We start from the raw sequence: 15,774 nt of genomic DNA on the forward strand, positions 1-15,774 counted from the left end.
CTTATGGGACAAGTCGATTTTACCATACCCGACGCGAGCCCAGCCCATATGATAAACCCATGCCGACCGCGGAAGAGGCAAATCCCGACACCACCTGGCAAGCCGCCACGGCGTTGCCCGTGGCCGACTGCGCCGGGCCGCACGATGGCGAGGCGGGCACCAGTTCGGGCGTCAACATTCGGCCGGGCAGCGACGACGACGGGTGGATCGTGCCCGAACCGGTCGAGCTGGCCGACGGATCGCACGTCCGACTGTACAAGGACGGCGAGGCGCTGCACGCGGGCCTGAACGCCATCCGCCAGGCGAAGCGCCGCATCTGCCTGCAGTCGTACATCTTTGCCGACGACGAGACGGGCCACACGTTCGCCGATTTGCTCTGCCAGCGCGCCCAGCTGGGGGTGAAGGTCTTCGTCATCTTCGACTCGTTCGGCTCGCTGACGCCCGCGGTGCTATGGCGGGAAAAGCCGGCGATGTTCGACCGTATGCGCCGCGCCGGCGTGCGCGTTCACGAGTTCCACCCGTTCCGCCCGTGGGAGGGCAACTCGAGCTGGCGGCCGTTGAACCGCGACCATCGCAAGGTGCTCATCTGCGACGACGACGTCGCCGGCATGGGCGGGCTGAACGTCGGCCAGGAGTATGCCGGGTCTTGGGTGATCAAGAGCAAGACCAAGTGCGACCCGTGGCGCGACAACGCGATCGGCGTGCGCGGGCCGGCGGTGCGGCAACTGCTGCACGCCTTCGCGCGGGCCTGGAACTACGGTGTGCACGGCGGGCCGATCCGCCGGGCGGAATACCGCTGCAACCTGCGCGAGGGTGACTTCGGTGTGCTGGCGAGCGTGCCGACGATCCACAGCCCGCTGCGACCGTTCTTCGTCGACTTGCTGACGAACGCGCGCACGAGCATCGACATGACGATGGCCTACTTCGCGCCCGACGACGACCTGGTCGGCGCGCTGCTGAAGGCCGCCAAGCGCGGCGCGCGGGTGCGACTAATGCTGCCCAGCCGCAGCGACGTGAAGGCGCTGATCATCGCGGCCCGCTCGTTCTACGAGCGCCTGATGGACGCCGGCATCGAGATCTACGAGCGCCAGGGCGTCGTGCTGCACGCCAAGACGATGTGCGTCGACGGCTACACGTCGATCGTCGGCTCGGCGAACCTGGACACGCGCAGCATCGAGTTCAACCTCGAACTGTCGGCCATCATTCGTAACGCCGAGTTCGGCCAGCAGATGCGCGATTTGTTCGACAACGACGTCCGCTACGCCCACCGGATCGACCCCGACGTGTGGCGCTCGCGGCCGTACCGGGATCGGATGATCCAGTGGATGGTCAGCCGGGCGCGATACCTGTTGTGAGTTTCTCTTGCCCCTCTCCCGGTACGCCGGGAGAGGCTGGGTGAGGGTGATTCGTACTTCCGAGTATCGTCAGCAGTGCGAAATCACCCTCACCCTAACCCTCTCCCGGAGTACCGGGAGAGGGAACTGAATCACCGCCCCCTTACCTGCTTCCTATATGCCCCCGGCGTGTTGCCCACCTCATCCCCGAACACCACGGTGAAATAGCTGGCCGTCGAGAACCCGCTGGCGGTGGCGATCTGGGGGATCGTCAGTTCCGTCTCGCTCAGCAGTTGCTTGGCGCGCTCGATCCGACATCGCTTGATCTCGTCGAACACGCTGCGGCCCAGCACGGCGCGGAACCGGCGCTCGAGCTGGCGGCGCGAGATGACGACCGAGCGCGACACATCGTCGACCGAAATATTGGCCGCGGCGTGGTCCCGGATGTATCGCACGGCGGCGGCGACGTCGCGGTCGTTGATCGCCAGCACGTCGGTCGATTGCCGCGTGATGATGCCGGTGGGGGGGATCTGCATCCGGCTTGGCGGCACGCGCTCGCCCGACAGCATGCGCTCCAGCAGCGCCGCCGCCTCGAAGCCGATGCGGTCGGTCGCCATATTGATGCTGGAGAGCGGCGGGAAGGCCAGGCTCTGAATGAGGTCGTCGTTGTCGACGCCCAGGATCGCGACCTCGTCGGGTACCTTCACCCGGTGCGCGCGGCACTGGTCGAGCACCGCCAGCGCCGCCGAGTCCGTCGCCGCCATTACGGCCAGGGGGCGCGGCAGGCGGAACAGCGCGGTCGACAGGTCGGCCTCGGTCGCGATCAGCTCGTTGCTATTGTTGGTTTCCGATAATCGCTGCGAAAAGGCCTTGTGTCGCAATCTCGCGAACTGTCGATCGACCGGCGAGTAGAACGCGAAGCTGCGGAAGCCCAGGCGCAGGAAATAGTCGGCCCCGGTGCGGCCGACCGACAGGTCGTCGGCGACCACGGAGGGCATGTCCGCCTCGCCGAGGGCGCTGGAGATGTTGACCACCGGCACACCGGCCCGGTGGAGGTCGGCCGCAATGTCGGGCGACAACGCCTGCACGATCCAACCGTCAAATTCCGCAGGGGAATCCAACCCGCCCCAGCTGTTTACCCCTTGGACCTTGCATTCCCACGACTTCGTGAAGGCAAAGCTGGAGATCCCGCGCAACACGCCGCGCGAGTAACCACCCATGTTGTTGACCATGACGGCAATGCGCTTTGCGCGGCCCACCGAGGGTGTCGCGGCGTCCGGTAACCGTGCTGGCGAGGCTTTGGCCATGTCGCAAAGTTAAAAAGCTTCGGCGGAAAGTTCAATCGTCACGCGTGCGTTTGCAATGTATGTTTCTCACCATGCGAATTCTTATCTCCGGTGCGGCTGGCTTCCTGGCGTCCCATCTGACCGACCTCCTGCTTGGGCAGGGACACGAGGTCGTCGGCATGGATAACTTCATCACGGGCAAGCCCGAGAACATCAAGCACCTCGAAGGCAACAAGAAGTACACGTTCATCAAGCGCGACGTGATCGACTCTGTCGCCATCGACGGCCCCGTCGACCGCATCTACCACATGGCCAGCCCGGCCAGCCCGATCGGCTACGTGAAGCACCAGATCGCCACGCTGAAGGTCAACAGCGAGGGCACCTGGAAGCTGTTGGAACTGGCCGAGCAGAAGAAGGGTCGCTTCCTCATGGCCAGCACGTCCGAGTGCTACGGTGACCCGGCCGTCCACCCGCAGCCCGAGAGCTACTGGGGCAACGTGAACCCGATCGGCATGCGCAGCATGTACGACGAGGCCAAGCGTTTCAGCGAGGCCTGCACGATGGCCTACCACCGCGAGCGCGGCGTGGCCACCCGGCTCATCCGCATCTTCAACACCTACGGCCCGCGCATGGACCCCTACGACGGCCGCGTGGTCATCAGCTTCATCCGTCAGGCGCTGAACAACGAGCCGCTCACCGTGTTCGGCGATGGCATGCAGACGCGCAGCCTTTGCTACGTCTCTGACCTCGTCCGCGGCATCAACCTGACGATGGAGAGCGACTTCGTCGAGCCGATCAACCTCGGCAACCCGAACGAGCTGACGATCCTGGATATCGCCAAGGAGATCTTGGCGCTGATCCCCGAAAGCACGAGCAAGATCATTCACCAGGCGATGCCGCCCGATGATCCGAAGGTCCGCAAGCCCGACATCAGCCGCGCCAAGGCGATCCTCGGCTGGGAACCGGTGGTCACCCGCACCGAAGGTCTCGGCAAGATGATCGAGTTCTACCGCGACACCCTCGCGAAGAAGCCCCACGTGGCGGCGTAAGGCTGACCCTGGCGGAACTGCCAAGGCGGAAGCCGGACTCACCCACCGGCTTCCGCTTTTTCATGCGCTATAGGTGCGGCGGTTGATGCTTAATGCGTGGTATCGCTCTTCTGTAGGACAGGCATTCCTGCCTGTCTCTCCCCCCGTCTGCCTCTCCCCCCCCCGTATTCGCTTTGCCTCTCTTCTGTGGCACAGGCATTCTTGCCTGTGTCTCTTCTCATGCGTTGCGCCGTCACAGATGCAAAAGAGACGCGAAGGCGCGAAGGCGCGAAGCAAGACGCGAAGGAGGATCGAAAAGGGAACGCGGCCTCGTGTCGGGACGGCGGTCTGGGTAACGCAAAACGCGAATTTGTGCACCATTTTGCACCATTGTGCACCATCAGGTGAGGACGATGGGGGGCCACGACGGCTCGCACGTCAGCTATTCGGTTGTCAAAGATCACGCTATCCATCTCTACGGACGCGCTGCGCGATTGAGGTGGAACCAGCGCAACGCGCTCCGCATTTCTTCGCATCCTACTTCGCGCCTTCGCGACTTCGCGTCTCTTCCTCTGCCTAATCGCGGCTAGCGCCGCGCGGCAGACGAAGATGTCCGCCGGACCAAAGGCATAAGACACAGGAGAGACAGATAAGAATGTCCGTCCCACCAGCAAAGGCAAAGACAGAAGAGACACAGGCAAGAATGCCTGTGCCACAGAAGAGAGGCAGAGAGAATACGGGGGGAGAGGCGGACAGGGGGAGAGACAGGCAGGAATGCCTGTCCTACAGAAGAGGGGAAGCCGCGGGCCAGACGAGAACAGGGGCGGGCCGGGTGGCCTGCCCCTGGGGCGTTGCTCGGAATGGGCGTCACCGCTGAAAGATCACTTCAGCTCGACGGTCCAGTAGGCGTTGTCCAGGAACGTCTTCCAACTGGAATACCGCGCGTCGGCCAACCGGATGCTGATGACCGGGCTGCGTTTCGGCTTGATCGGCTTGGTGATCAGGTGCATCTTCGCCTGCTCGGGCGTGCGGCCGCCTTTCTTCACGTTGCACTTCACGCAGCAGCAGACGATGTTGTCCCAGCTGGCCTTGCCGCCCTGGCTTTTGGGCTTCACGTGGTCCAGCGACAGTTCGGTGGTGCTGAACTTCTTACCGCAGTACTGGCACTTGCTGCCGTCGCGCGCGTAGATGTTTCGGCGGTTGAACTTCACGTCCTGGCGGGGCAGCTTATCGTAACCCACCAGCCGGATGATGCGCGGCACCGCGATCTGGAGCCGCACGGTGTGGATCCAATCGTACTCCTCGGGCTCAAACTCGGCCTTCAACTGGCTGAGCTCGGTCCACTCCGTAAAGTCCATGTTCGTCCAGCGCGATTGCCCGGCGGCGTCGGTGTCGATATGGACGACCTCGGCCAGGTCCTTGCACAACATCGCGAACGCGCGGCGGACGTTGATGACGCGGATCGCCTGGTAGTGCTTGTTCAGCACCAGCACGTTCGCGTTTAACGCGGAGACTACGTTTGCCAGTGGACTGGCACCGAAGGGGTGGCTTGATTCCAGGTTCATAGGGACGCTGAACCTCGCTTTGCGCAAATCGGATGGCGTGAACGGGCCACTGATGGACCCACAATTCCCGCCCGCGGTCGGACGCAAATTCTAGCCCGCCGTCCATACAAAGGCCACACAAAACGGCCGGGACCGGTGCGATCTAACTAAAAACAAATTTTTGAGGGGTGCGACACGTTATACCTGTGCGCGTAGAGTCAGTGGACCTGGCTAAGGTTGAGGACGTTATTCCTTGCGCGTTGGGCGTTCAGCCGGAACCGGAAGTTTATGATGCGATTCATCGCCATCCTTGCCCTGTTCACCACCATCACGCTGGGCACCGCCCACGCCGCGTCGCCCAAGGCCAAGCACGTGCAGGCCGACCTGCTGGCCGACGTCTCGAACATTGCGCCCGGCAAGCCGTTCACGGTGGGCGTGCGGTTGAAGATGACGCCGCACTGGCATACTTACTGGCTGAACCCGGGCGATTCCGGCCAGCCCGTCAAAGTGAATTGGAACCTGCCCGAGGGGTTTACTGCGGGCGATTTGCGCTTTCCGGTGCCCACGCGGTTCATGCAGCCGGGCGACATCGTCGGATATGGATACGAAGACGAGGTGATGCTGCTGGCGACCCTCACGCCCCCGGGCAACCTATCGACCGGCTCGCCCGTACCGCTGACCGCGAACGTGTCGTGGCTGGTCTGCAAGGACGTCTGCATCCCCGGCCGGGCCACCGTCGCGCTGAGCTTGCCCGTGGCGGCTACTGGTGGATCCGCCCCGCCGGCCCATGAATCGCTGTTCCAGGAATGGGCCGCCCGGGTGCCCACGGCACCGGCCGAGGTGCTGGTGGACGGCAAGATCGCGTCGGTTCGAAAGCAAGCGAACGACCAGTACGTTGTGGAACTGCGCTGGACCAAGCCCGTGCAGAACGTCGAGTGGTTTGCCCCACCGACCGGCGACGTCGAGTTCAGCGAGGCGAAGGTCGAACACAACGGCGATTCGTCGACCGTCACGTTTACCGCTCGGCCGTTCAGCAGCGATACCCCTACAGATTTCAAATCCCTCGTGGCGACGGTCGCCTACGTGGGCCAAGACGGTAATCGCCGCGGCATCGATGTGCCGCTGGCAGCCCTGGCAGAGGCAAAATAGAGAAGGAGACTCTCGTATGCGTAGCGTAAATTTGTTCGTGGCGGCATTGATGATGGTTGGTTTCGTGGCGAACTTCGCCAAGGCGGACGTGAAGGTCGGCGATATGGCGCCGTCGTTCACGCTGGAAGACCAGAACGGCAAGACCCACTCGCTGAGCGACTACGCCGGCAAGGTCGTGGTGCTGGAATGGTTCAACGACGAGTGCCCGTACGTGCAGAAGCACTACAAGGAAGGGCACATGAACGCCCTGGCCAAGCAGTACGAAGGCAAGGAAGTCGTGTGGCTGGCGGTGAACTCGTCGAACTTCACGGCCAACGACAAGAACAAGTCGATCGCCGAGAAGTGGTCGATCGACCGTCCGATCCTGAACGACGCCAGCGGCGCCACCGGTAAGGCCTACGGCGCCAAGACGACCCCTGACATGTTCGTCATCGGCACCGACGGCAAGGTGCTGTACAAGGGCGCCATCGACAACAACAGCGACAGCGAGACGAGCAGCATCGCCTCGGCCGAGAACCACGTCGCCAAGGCCCTGGACGAAGTGCTGGCCGACAAGCCAGTCACCAAGGCCGAAACCAAGCCTTACGGCTGCAGCGTGAAGTACGCCAAGTAAGGCTTACCGACCGCTAGCTTGAGACGATTGATGCGAAGGACCTCCTGACACGTCAGGAGGTCTTTCTCGTTTTGGAAGCAATACGACCGCGGAGACGCGGAGAGCGCGGAGACAGAGGGAGGGGGAGGAGTAGCTTGGAGTTGTGCTCTCGAGGAGAGTGTCGCGATGGTCGTTTTCCGGGGAGCGTGTCAAAGATTTTCGTCGCGGTTGGCTTTACCGTGGCATGGGCGTCTCGCCCATGCTTGTCGTGACGCCGGAAGACAAGATTAATTGCAGCGGCATGGTCGGCGCAACGGCCTGCAAATTGCATTTCTCGTTCCAGTCAAAACGCATGGGCGGGACGCCCATGCCACGGGCGAAGCGTCCTCCGCGTCTCCGCGGTGAAGCATTTCCTTCTGCATCTACCGCCGCGACATCAGCAGCAGCGTGGCGGTGAGCAGTTGCAAAGCGATGGCGGCGAGCAAGGCGTCGACGCGTTGGTCGGGGTTCAGGTAGGCGTAGAGCAGCGCGCCCAGCGCCAGGATCTGGACGATGCCGGCCAGTAGCTTGGGGACGGAGAAGTCGTGGTCGGGCTGTTCCCGCTGGCGCTTCAGTTCATGCAATATCTGCTCGGCCAGCAGTTCCAGCTTCGCCGAGCTGGCGGGGGGCGTCGCGGTCGACACTTGCCCCGAAGTGGCGGCTGCGGGTAGCGCAGCGGTGGGTTTGCCGGAGCCGGTGACCATGGGTTGGGCGAGCATGCGGATCGCCGGTGACGGTGAGCCCGCGGCCGGTTGTGACGGTGGGGGGAAGCTGCGTTCGTGGTCGACCGCGGGGGCATCGTGGTCGGCCGGGTGCGATGTGTCGGCGGGCAGGGTGGGGTGGCGCTCGATGTACTCGATCGCCTCCTTCAGCGTGGTCGCGATGTGTTCCGGCCGAACGGTCATCTCCTGCTCGGCCGCGGGGGACTTGGACAGGCCCGGCGCGCTGAACAGCACCGTGCGGCAACCGGCCGCAATGCCGGCCTCGATATCGCGCGGGGCGTCGCCGACCACCCAACTGCGGGAAAGGTCCAAGGCCAGCGTGCGGGCGGCCTCCAGGATCATGCCGGGCTTGGGCTTGCGCAACTGGCTGTCGTGGCGATATTCCTCAACAGTGCCGTCGGGGTGATACGGGCAGAAGGCGTGGCGATCGATGACCGCGCCGGGGTGGCTGCCCAGCAGCAGTTCATCCAGCCGTGCGTTGACGGCGTGGACGGCGTCCTCGTCGAACATGCCGCGCGCCACACCGCTCTGGTTGCTGACGACGATCGCCGCGTACCCCAGTTGCCGCGTCCGCGCCACCGCGGCGGCGGCGCCGTCGACCAGCACGACCTTCGCGGGGTCGCCAAGGTACGCGTCGCAGGCGATCAGCGTGTTGTCTCGATCGAAGAAGATGGCGGGACGCTTCATGACGACCGGATTAGAACCGATGGGCGTTGCCGTGGGCAAATTTACAGAAGGTTTGGGACTCCGGTCCCCTCTCCCGGTACGCCGGGGGAGGGTTAGGGAGGGGGCCGAGCGCCACGCATCACGAAGACGTGCAGAGCCCCCTCCCCAGCCCTCCCCCGCGCGCGTACGCGGGAGAGGGGGCAAGAAGGAGGACTCCATTTAGCGTTGAGCCTGCGTCGCGCGCAGCGCCTCGTACAACCCGATCCCCGCAGCGGTCGAGAGGTTCAGGCAGCGTTCTCCCGCGGCTTGTGGAATGCGGAGCGTCTGATCGGGAAAGCGCGATAAGACGTCATCGTCGATGCCGTGCGTCTCGCTGCCGAAGACGAGCCAGTCGCCGTCGCGAAAGTCCGCTTGCCAGAGGCCGCGGTCGGCCTTGGTGGTGAACAGCCACATCCGCCCGTCACCCACCGCGGCCAGGAACGCCGCGGCGTCGTCGTGGACGGTGAGCTTCAGGCGTGGCCAGTAGTCCATCGCGCTGCGCTTCAACTGCTTGTCCGACAGGATGAACCCCAACGGCCGCACGAGGTGCAGTTCCGTGCCCGTGGCCACGCACATGCGGGCGATGTTGCCGGTGTTCGGGGCGATCTGGGGCCGCAGGAGCGCGACCTTGGTCGAGTGGGGCGGGAGGATTGAAGAAGCTTTCGACATTCGGTCTTCGCGGGCAGGGGGATTGAATGACCAATGACCAAACCAGAATGACCAATCAATCACCAATGACCAATACCCAAGTCAGGTTCCCGTCTTCATTGTTCATTGGTGCTTGGTCATTCATTGGTCATTCTGGTTTGCTCATTGGTCATTCTTCACCCGCCCTGATACACAATCGCCCCTTCCCGATCCGCCTGAATGAACTTCTCCGTCTCGTGGCAGAACGCCGTCAGTCTTCCCCGCGGGTCGGTGGCGGCGGCGGTGTCGACCAGGGTGACGTGGGGGCCGCGGATCGGGTGGAACGGTTGCAGCAGCAGGTTGTGATAGAACGGCGTCGGCGTGTGGCCGAAGTAGCCGGTGCGCGACCACGTCTTGTCGTCGGTAATCTGCCGCTCGGCGAAGCGCGTCCAGACGACGTCGCGGCGGGCCCGCGCGTTGGTGGTCAGCCGGGGGGGCAGCGGCGCCTCGGGCGTCAGGTCGTTCGGGTACCAGTAAGCGTGGGCGATGAAGAAGTCGTCCTGTTCGATCACCGGCGGCAAGTTCTGGATGAACGCCTTGTGCCGGTCCGGCACCGCATTGCGGATGCGCGCCAGGCCGGCGGCGGGGTCGCGGCGAATCTCGCGCAGCTCCGGCGCGTCGATGCCGTAGCTGGTCAGCGTCTCGGCCAGGCCGAACTCCAGAAACCACCGCACCGCCAGCGATGGGTCGTTCGTGGCATCGTTGTCGGCGAAGCATTGGCCGGTCAGGATGAGCTGGAAGATGTCGTCGTGATTGCCACGGATGAACCGCGCGCCCCGCAGCGACAGCAGCCGATCGATCACCCCGCAACTGGCCGGCCCGCGGTTGACGTAGTCGCCGGTGAAGAACAGCTGCGCGTGCGCATCCTGCCGCGCGATCGCGCTCAGCAGCGCCTCGAGCGGTCGCAGCATGCCGTGTATGTCACCGATGATCCAACGCATCCGTGGGAAAGATAGAGCAAGAGCGGGAAGGGGGGAAGGTGGAGGGGGATTGCGGATTGCGGAATGGGGCGTGCGGAGTGCGGATGGTGTGATGCGATGCCGGTGTGGGCCGCTTGCAGCTGTCATGCCGAGCGGAGCCTTAAGGCTGGTGGACCAGACACCTGTCGCCTGGCGCGCGCCATTGTCATCCCGATGGGAGCCTAGAGCGTGTTATGCACTTTCCAGATCAGAAGCTGGCTTGGGTGCCACGGTTTGGTACTCCAAGCCGTGCCGGTACACGCAGACACGGCTTGGAGTACCAAACCGTGGCACCCAGCATCGCACGCCTGCGTTACTGACCCCGAAAGTGCCTAACACGCTCTAGGAGAACTGCCTCGCTGCCATGAACGCCGAGCGGCATTCCGATCGACCAAGCAGGCCGCCTGAGTCATCGAGGAAGGCATCTGAGTCATCGAGGGAGGCACCTGAGTCACCCAAGAGGGCACCTGAGCGACTGATGGGGGTACATGAACGACCCATGGGGGCACATGGGTCACTCATGGGGGCACATGAGTCGCTCATGGGGGCACATGAGTCACTGATGGGGGCCCATGGATGGCTCATGGGGGCACATGAGTCACTGATGGGGGCCCATGGATGGCTCATGGGGGCCCATGAATCGTTCATGCGGGCCGACATGTTGACCGGGTGAGGGGGTGGGGAAGGCGTTGAGGCGTCGGGTGGCTCGGAAGGGGGGATTTTCTCGGACGGGGCGGGGCGGGTGGGTTATCGGGCGCGGGGGCGGTGGGTTCATGCGGCGCCGCCTTGACACCCGTTCCCGTCAACCGCTACAACGCGACGGTTTGGGGGCCTGTGTGGCGGATGCGTGACCGGGCGATGCGTCTTATATGGTGTGGCCGTCCTTCCAACTTGCGCTCGCGGACGGCATCGTGCACCGGTTGGTCTTCGACTCGCTCGACCTGCCCAACACGCTGATGACGCGCACGGTCTTCGGCGTCGCGGTGGCGATGTTCGTCTTCGTGCCGAGCATCCTGTTGATCGCGGTGCTGGGCATCTGGTGGGAACGCAAGGTGGCCGGGCGCATCCAGAGCCGGCCGGGGCCGAACCGGGTGGGGCCGATCGGCATCCTGCAGAGCTTCGCCGACGGCATCAAGCTGATCACCAAAGAAGACCTGCGGCCGGCCGGGGCGGATGCCGTCCTGTTCAAGATCGCGCCGTACCTGGCGTTCATCCCCGTCTTCGCCGTCTTCCTCGCGCTGCCGTTCGGGCCGGACATGACCTTCGAACCGCGGCTGAGCGCGGGGGTGTTCTGGATTTTGGCGATGATGGCGATCGAGGTGATCGGCGTGATCCTGGCGGGGTGGTCGAGCAACAACAAGTGGAGCCTGTACGGCGCGATGCGCGAGGCGTGCCAGATCGTGAGCTATGAGGTGCCGCTGGGGTTGTCGATCATCGTGGGTGTGATGGCGGCCGGCACGCTGAACATGGTGCAGCTGGGGCATTTGCAGGGCGGCGGCATTCACACCTGGCTGGTGTTTCAGAACCCGTTCGCCATGGGGGCCTTCGTCGTCTACTTCATCGCGTCGCTGGCGTCGAACAAGCGGGCGCCGTTCGATTTGCCGGAAAGCGACTCGGAGCTGGTGGCGGGGTATCACACGGAATACTCGGGGATGCGGTTCGCGTTCTTCTTCTTCGCCGAGTACGCGGCCATGTTCGTGGTGGCCGGGATTCAGGTGGGGCTGTTCCTGGGCGGCTGGCACGACCCGCTGGGGCTCATCGGCTACTTCGACGCCGCCTGGCGCCCTGCGTGGCAGGCGAACCCGACGCTCGCCAGTGCGTGGCCATTGCTGTTGTTGAACGTGGTGGGGGTGGGCATCTTCGTCGGCAAGTGCATCCTGCTGGTCTTCGTGCAGATGTGGCTAAGGTGGACGCTGCCCCGGCCGCGGATCGATCAGGTGCTGTACACGTGCATCAAGGTGCTGTTGCCGCTAACGTGCGTGCTGTTGCTGGGCACGGCGTTGTGGCAGTTGCTGATCGCGCCGATGCCGGGCGTGCCGTGGCGCGACTTCAACCCCTACCTGCCGCGCGACTGGTCGGTCGCCGGCTCGCTGGGGGCGTTCGTGGCGCAGATGATCCTGGCCAACCTGGGTGGGGCGGTCATCGGCACGATCGTCTTCTGGATCGTCCACGCCCGCGGGCTGGACCCTGGCCGTCGACATAAGAAGCGCCTGACCGACCCCGCGCCGATCCCGGTTCCGTAGATGCTGCCGATCGCCCTCGACATCCTCGCCCAAGCCAACGCCCCCGCGGCCCAGCCTGCCGGCTCGCTCGCGGGCGCGGCGTTGTTCTACGCGTTCGCGCTCTTTTGCGTGGGGGCCGCGCTGACGGTGGCGTTCTCGAAGAACATCGTGCGGATGGCGGTGGCGCTGATGTTCGCTCTGGTGGGGATCGCCGGCCTGTACTTCCTGCTGAACGCCGAGTTCCTGGCAGCGGTGCAGCTGGTCATCTACACCGGTGGCACGCTGATTTTGATGATCTTCGGCGTGATGCTGACCAGCCGCAAGGCCGTCAGCCGCTTCCAACCGAAGCGCGGCGAGTACGTGCTGGCGATCCTGATCGCCGCCGTGCTGCTTGGCACGCTGACGCTCGCCATCACGCGATGGACGAGCGCCAATCCGTCGCCGGTGGTCGCGCAGACCGAACACGATCCTTACGCGCTGTCGAACCTGGGCCAGGCGTTGCTGGGCGACTACCTGATACCGTTCGAACTGGCGAGCGTGCTGCTGCTGACCGTGATGATCGGCGCCGCGTATCTGGCAAGAGGGAGGCGGGAGACGAGTTGAATTGTGGAGAGCCCTCCGGTCCCCTCTCCCGGTACGCCGGGAGAGGGTTAGGGTGAGGGTGATTTCGAACTGCGAACGCGCCGGCCATTGCAAGTTCCGAGCTGCTCGTCACTCGAAATGCACCCTCACCCAGCCTCTCCCGGAGTACCGGGAGAGGGGCAGGAAGTCGCCCGTCCCAACTTGATTGCGAACGATGCTGACCATCACCCTCACCCATTACCTCGTGCTCGCCGCGACCATCTTCGCGGCCGGGGTGCTCACGATCATGCTGAAGCGCAACGCGATCGGCATCCTAATGGGCGTGGAACTGGTCTTGAACGCGGCCAACATCAACCTGGTGGCGTTCAACTACTTTCAACATCCCGGCACGCCGGCGCAACCGCTGCTGACCGGCCAGATCTTCGCGATCTTCATCATCGTCATCGCCGCCGCCGAGGCCGCGGTGGCGCTGGCGATCTTCCTGAACTTCTACAACAACTTCGCGACGGTCGACGTCGAACGCGCGACGGAGATGAGAGGATGACGTAGGGGCGGGCCTCCGTGCCCGCCCGTGCCTTTGTCTGCGAGCACCCAAGTCGGGCAGGCACAGAGGCCTGCCCCTACAGCACCGATTACCATGCCCACCCCCGCACTCCTGCTCCTGCTCGCGACGCTGCTGCCGTTGATCTCGGCGGGGTTGCTCATGGGCCTTGGCAAGCGCATGGGGCGACCGCTGGCCGGCGTGGTGGGGACGGTCTTCATCGCTGGCAGCATGACGGCGAGCCTCGTCGCGATGGCGATGTGGTTGAACGTGCCGCCCGACAGCCCGTACGGGTCCGGTCAGGGGCCGGTCGTGCAGTTCCTGCGTTGGCTGCCGATGGGCGGCGAGTCGTACCTCGACGTGGGCGTTTACATCGACAGCCTGACCATCGCGATGTTCGCGACCATCACGACGGTCGCGACGTTCGTCCACATCTTCAGCCTCGGCTACATGGCCGACGATGCGCGCTTCCACCGCTTCTTCGCCTACCTGGGCCTGTTCTGCTTCAGCATGCTGGGCCTGATCACCGCGGGCACGCTGCTGCAGATGTTCGTGTTCTGGGAACTGGTCGGATTGTGCAGCTACCTGCTGATCGGCTTCTGGTACGAGCGCAAGAGCGCCAGCAACGCCGCGATGAAGGCGTTCATCATGAACCGCGTGGGCGACGTGGGGTTCCTGGTCGGCATCGGCCTGCTGGTGTACCACCTGTGTCACACGTCGCTGCCGTTGCTGTGGATGCAACTAGGCGGCGCGGGGACGATGGCGCCCACCGACGCGGCCGCGGGTGGATTCAGCTATCTCACGCTCACCATCATTGGTTTGTGCCTGTTCCTGGGCGCCGTCGGCAAGAGCGCGCAGATTCCCCTGCACACGTGGCTCGCCGACGCGATGGAGGGCCCGACGCCGGTCAGCGCGCTGATCCACAGCGCGACGATGGTCGCTGCCGGCGTCTATTTGATGGCCCGTGTCTTCCCGATGCTCACGCCCGACGCCAAGCTCGTCATCGCAATTGTCGGCGTGACGACGCTGACCTTCGGCGCGCTCGTGGCGCTCGTGCAGAACGACATCAAGCGCGTGCTGGCCTACAGCACGATGTCGCAGCTGGGCTACATGATCCTGGCAATCGGCATCGGCAGCTGGGTGGGGGCGCTGTTCCACCTGGTGACGCACGCGTTCTTCAAATCGCTGCTGTTCCTGGGGGCCGGCAGCGTGATTCACGCGATGCACCACGAGCAGGACATGCGCCAGTACGGCGGGCTGTCGCGGCGGTTGCCGATCACGTCGCTGGCGTTTGCGATTGGCGTGATCGCGATCGCGGGCACGCCGTTCTTCAGTGGGTATTACAGTAAGTCGATGATCCTGACCCACGCGGCCGCGTACGGTATTGCGGCCGAGGGGGAAGGACGCGCGTGGGCGAACTGGTTGCTGTTCATCCTCCCGACGGCTGTGGCGTTTTTGACGGCGTTCTACATGGCGCGCTGCTGGATGCTGACCTTCGCCGGTCGACCGCGCAACGTGCGGCTGTACAACGACGCGCAGGAATCGTGGGTGATCTACACGCCGTTGCTCGGGCTGGCGATGATGTCGATCATCGCCGGGCCGCACATTGGGGTGGGGCACTTCCTGAACGGGTCCATCCGCGAGGCGACGCGCTACATCGAGTCGGGCCGCGTCGCGCCGCTGGCGCCACCGGCGCGCTTCGCCGGGTTTGACAGTCACTGGCCGGTCGTGCTGCCGACCGACCTCCGCACGCGCGGCAACGCGGAGTCCAACGCCATCCCCGAGGCCGATCAGCCCGAGACCGACACGGTCCCCGACACGCTCGAGGTCGCCGCGGCGCTGGAGCACCTGTGGGCCTACTGGGCCTTCGCCGTCGGCATCGGGCTGGCGATCGCAGTCTACTTCCGCGGGTATGCGCTCACGCAGCACCTGGCGCGCATCGCGCCGGTGCGCCACGCGATGACGTTTCTCGAAAATGCGTTCTACATCGACCGGCTTTACCGCGCGATCTTCGTCAGCGTTGCGCGCACGGTCGCGTTTTTGTGCAGCGCGTTCGACAAGTACGTGGTGGACGGCGTCGTGAACGGAGTGGCCGGGCTAACGCGGCACCTATCGACGCTGGCGGGCCTCGCCGACCGCTATCTCGTTGACCGCGCCGTCACCGGCGCCGGTGAAGCTGCCCTGAACATCGGCGCCGCCGTCCGGGCGCCGCAGGCGGGGCGCATTCGCCTGTACGTGACGGCGCTGCTGCTCCTGGCGACGTTCGCGCTGGCGATCGCCGTCTACCTGATCGGAACGTAATGGGTGATCGCCTGCGGTCTCGCGGGCCGATCGACGTGGGACGGCCCTCCGTTCCGCGAAGCCGCAAGCGACAAATGAACTGG

General features: G+C 64.5%; 13 protein-coding genes. 8 read left to right on the forward strand and 5 right to left on the reverse strand.

Annotated features, from left to right (window positions below):
- The first annotated feature begins 59 nt into the window (after positions 1–59).
- Positions 60–1,355, forward strand: a complete 1,296-nt coding sequence (locus tag VGN72_16535) for a phospholipase D-like domain-containing protein (protein ID HEV7300976.1) — start codon at positions 60–62, stop codon at positions 1,353–1,355.
- A gap of 131 nt (positions 1,356–1,486) precedes the next feature.
- Here VGN72_16535 and VGN72_16540 read toward each other — a convergent pair whose 3' ends face one another.
- Positions 1,487–2,641: a DNA-binding transcriptional regulator gene (locus tag VGN72_16540; protein HEV7300977.1), complete on the reverse strand. Its 1,155-nt coding sequence runs from the start codon at positions 2,639–2,641 to the stop codon at positions 1,487–1,489.
- A gap of 71 nt (positions 2,642–2,712) precedes the next feature.
- On the opposite strand from VGN72_16540, the gene VGN72_16545 reads away from it, so the two are divergent.
- Positions 2,713–3,669, forward strand: a complete 957-nt coding sequence (locus tag VGN72_16545) for a UDP-glucuronic acid decarboxylase family protein (GenBank protein ID HEV7300978.1) — start codon at positions 2,713–2,715, stop codon at positions 3,667–3,669.
- 860 nt (positions 3,670–4,529) lie between these two features.
- On the opposite strand, the gene VGN72_16550 is transcribed toward VGN72_16545, so the two are convergent.
- Entirely contained in the window at positions 4,530–5,213 is a 684-nt protein-coding gene (locus tag VGN72_16550; GenBank protein ID HEV7300979.1) for an HNH endonuclease, read from the reverse strand.
- Positions 5,214–5,480: 267 nt separating this feature from the next.
- On the opposite strand from VGN72_16550, the gene VGN72_16555 reads away from it, so the two are divergent.
- Together VGN72_16555 and VGN72_16560 are read left to right on the forward strand one after the other, a co-directional pair.
- Positions 5,481–6,341, forward strand: a complete 861-nt coding sequence (locus VGN72_16555; protein ID HEV7300980.1) for a protein-disulfide reductase DsbD domain-containing protein — start codon at positions 5,481–5,483, stop codon at positions 6,339–6,341.
- Between the two features lie 16 nt (positions 6,342–6,357).
- Positions 6,358–6,954: a thioredoxin family protein gene (locus VGN72_16560; protein ID HEV7300981.1), complete on the forward strand. Its 597-nt coding sequence runs from the start codon at positions 6,358–6,360 to the stop codon at positions 6,952–6,954.
- Between the two features lie 401 nt (positions 6,955–7,355).
- Here the strand turns inward: VGN72_16560 and VGN72_16565 are convergent, their stop codons facing one another.
- From VGN72_16565 to VGN72_16575, 3 genes are all read right to left on the reverse strand, one after another.
- Positions 7,356–8,381: an HAD family hydrolase gene (locus VGN72_16565; protein ID HEV7300982.1), complete on the reverse strand. Its 1,026-nt coding sequence runs from the start codon at positions 8,379–8,381 to the stop codon at positions 7,356–7,358.
- Positions 8,382–8,579: 198 nt separating this feature from the next.
- A complete protein-coding gene (locus VGN72_16570; protein ID HEV7300983.1) occupies positions 8,580–9,068 on the reverse strand; it encodes a tRNA (cytidine(34)-2'-O)-methyltransferase in 489 nt (162 codons plus the stop codon).
- Positions 9,069–9,223: 155 nt separating this feature from the next.
- Positions 9,224–10,153 carry a metallophosphoesterase gene (locus tag VGN72_16575; GenBank protein HEV7300984.1) on the reverse strand — a complete coding sequence of 310 codons (930 nt, stop codon included), beginning with the start codon at positions 10,151–10,153 and terminating at the stop codon, positions 9,224–9,226.
- Positions 10,154–10,914: 761 nt separating this feature from the next.
- Here VGN72_16575 and nuoH point away from each other — a divergent pair.
- From nuoH to nuoL, 4 genes are all read left to right on the forward strand, one after another.
- A complete protein-coding gene (gene nuoH, locus VGN72_16580; GenBank protein HEV7300985.1) occupies positions 10,915–12,288 on the forward strand; it encodes an NADH-quinone oxidoreductase subunit NuoH in 1,374 nt (457 codons plus the stop codon).
- Positions 12,289–12,870: an NADH-quinone oxidoreductase subunit J gene (locus VGN72_16585; GenBank protein HEV7300986.1), complete on the forward strand. Its 582-nt coding sequence runs from the start codon at positions 12,289–12,291 to the stop codon at positions 12,868–12,870.
- A gap of 193 nt (positions 12,871–13,063) precedes the next feature.
- A complete protein-coding gene (gene nuoK, locus VGN72_16590) occupies positions 13,064–13,393 on the forward strand; it encodes an NADH-quinone oxidoreductase subunit NuoK (protein ID HEV7300987.1) in 330 nt (109 codons plus the stop codon).
- A gap of 93 nt (positions 13,394–13,486) precedes the next feature.
- Positions 13,487–15,691, forward strand: coding sequence for an NADH-quinone oxidoreductase subunit L (nuoL, locus tag VGN72_16595; protein HEV7300988.1), 2,205 nt, complete (start codon positions 13,487–13,489; stop codon positions 15,689–15,691).
- Positions 15,692–15,774: the final 83 nt, after the last annotated feature.

Source organism: Tepidisphaeraceae bacterium (assembly GCA_035998445.1).
Taxonomy (GTDB): Bacteria; Planctomycetota; Phycisphaerae; order Tepidisphaerales; family Tepidisphaeraceae; genus DASYHQ01.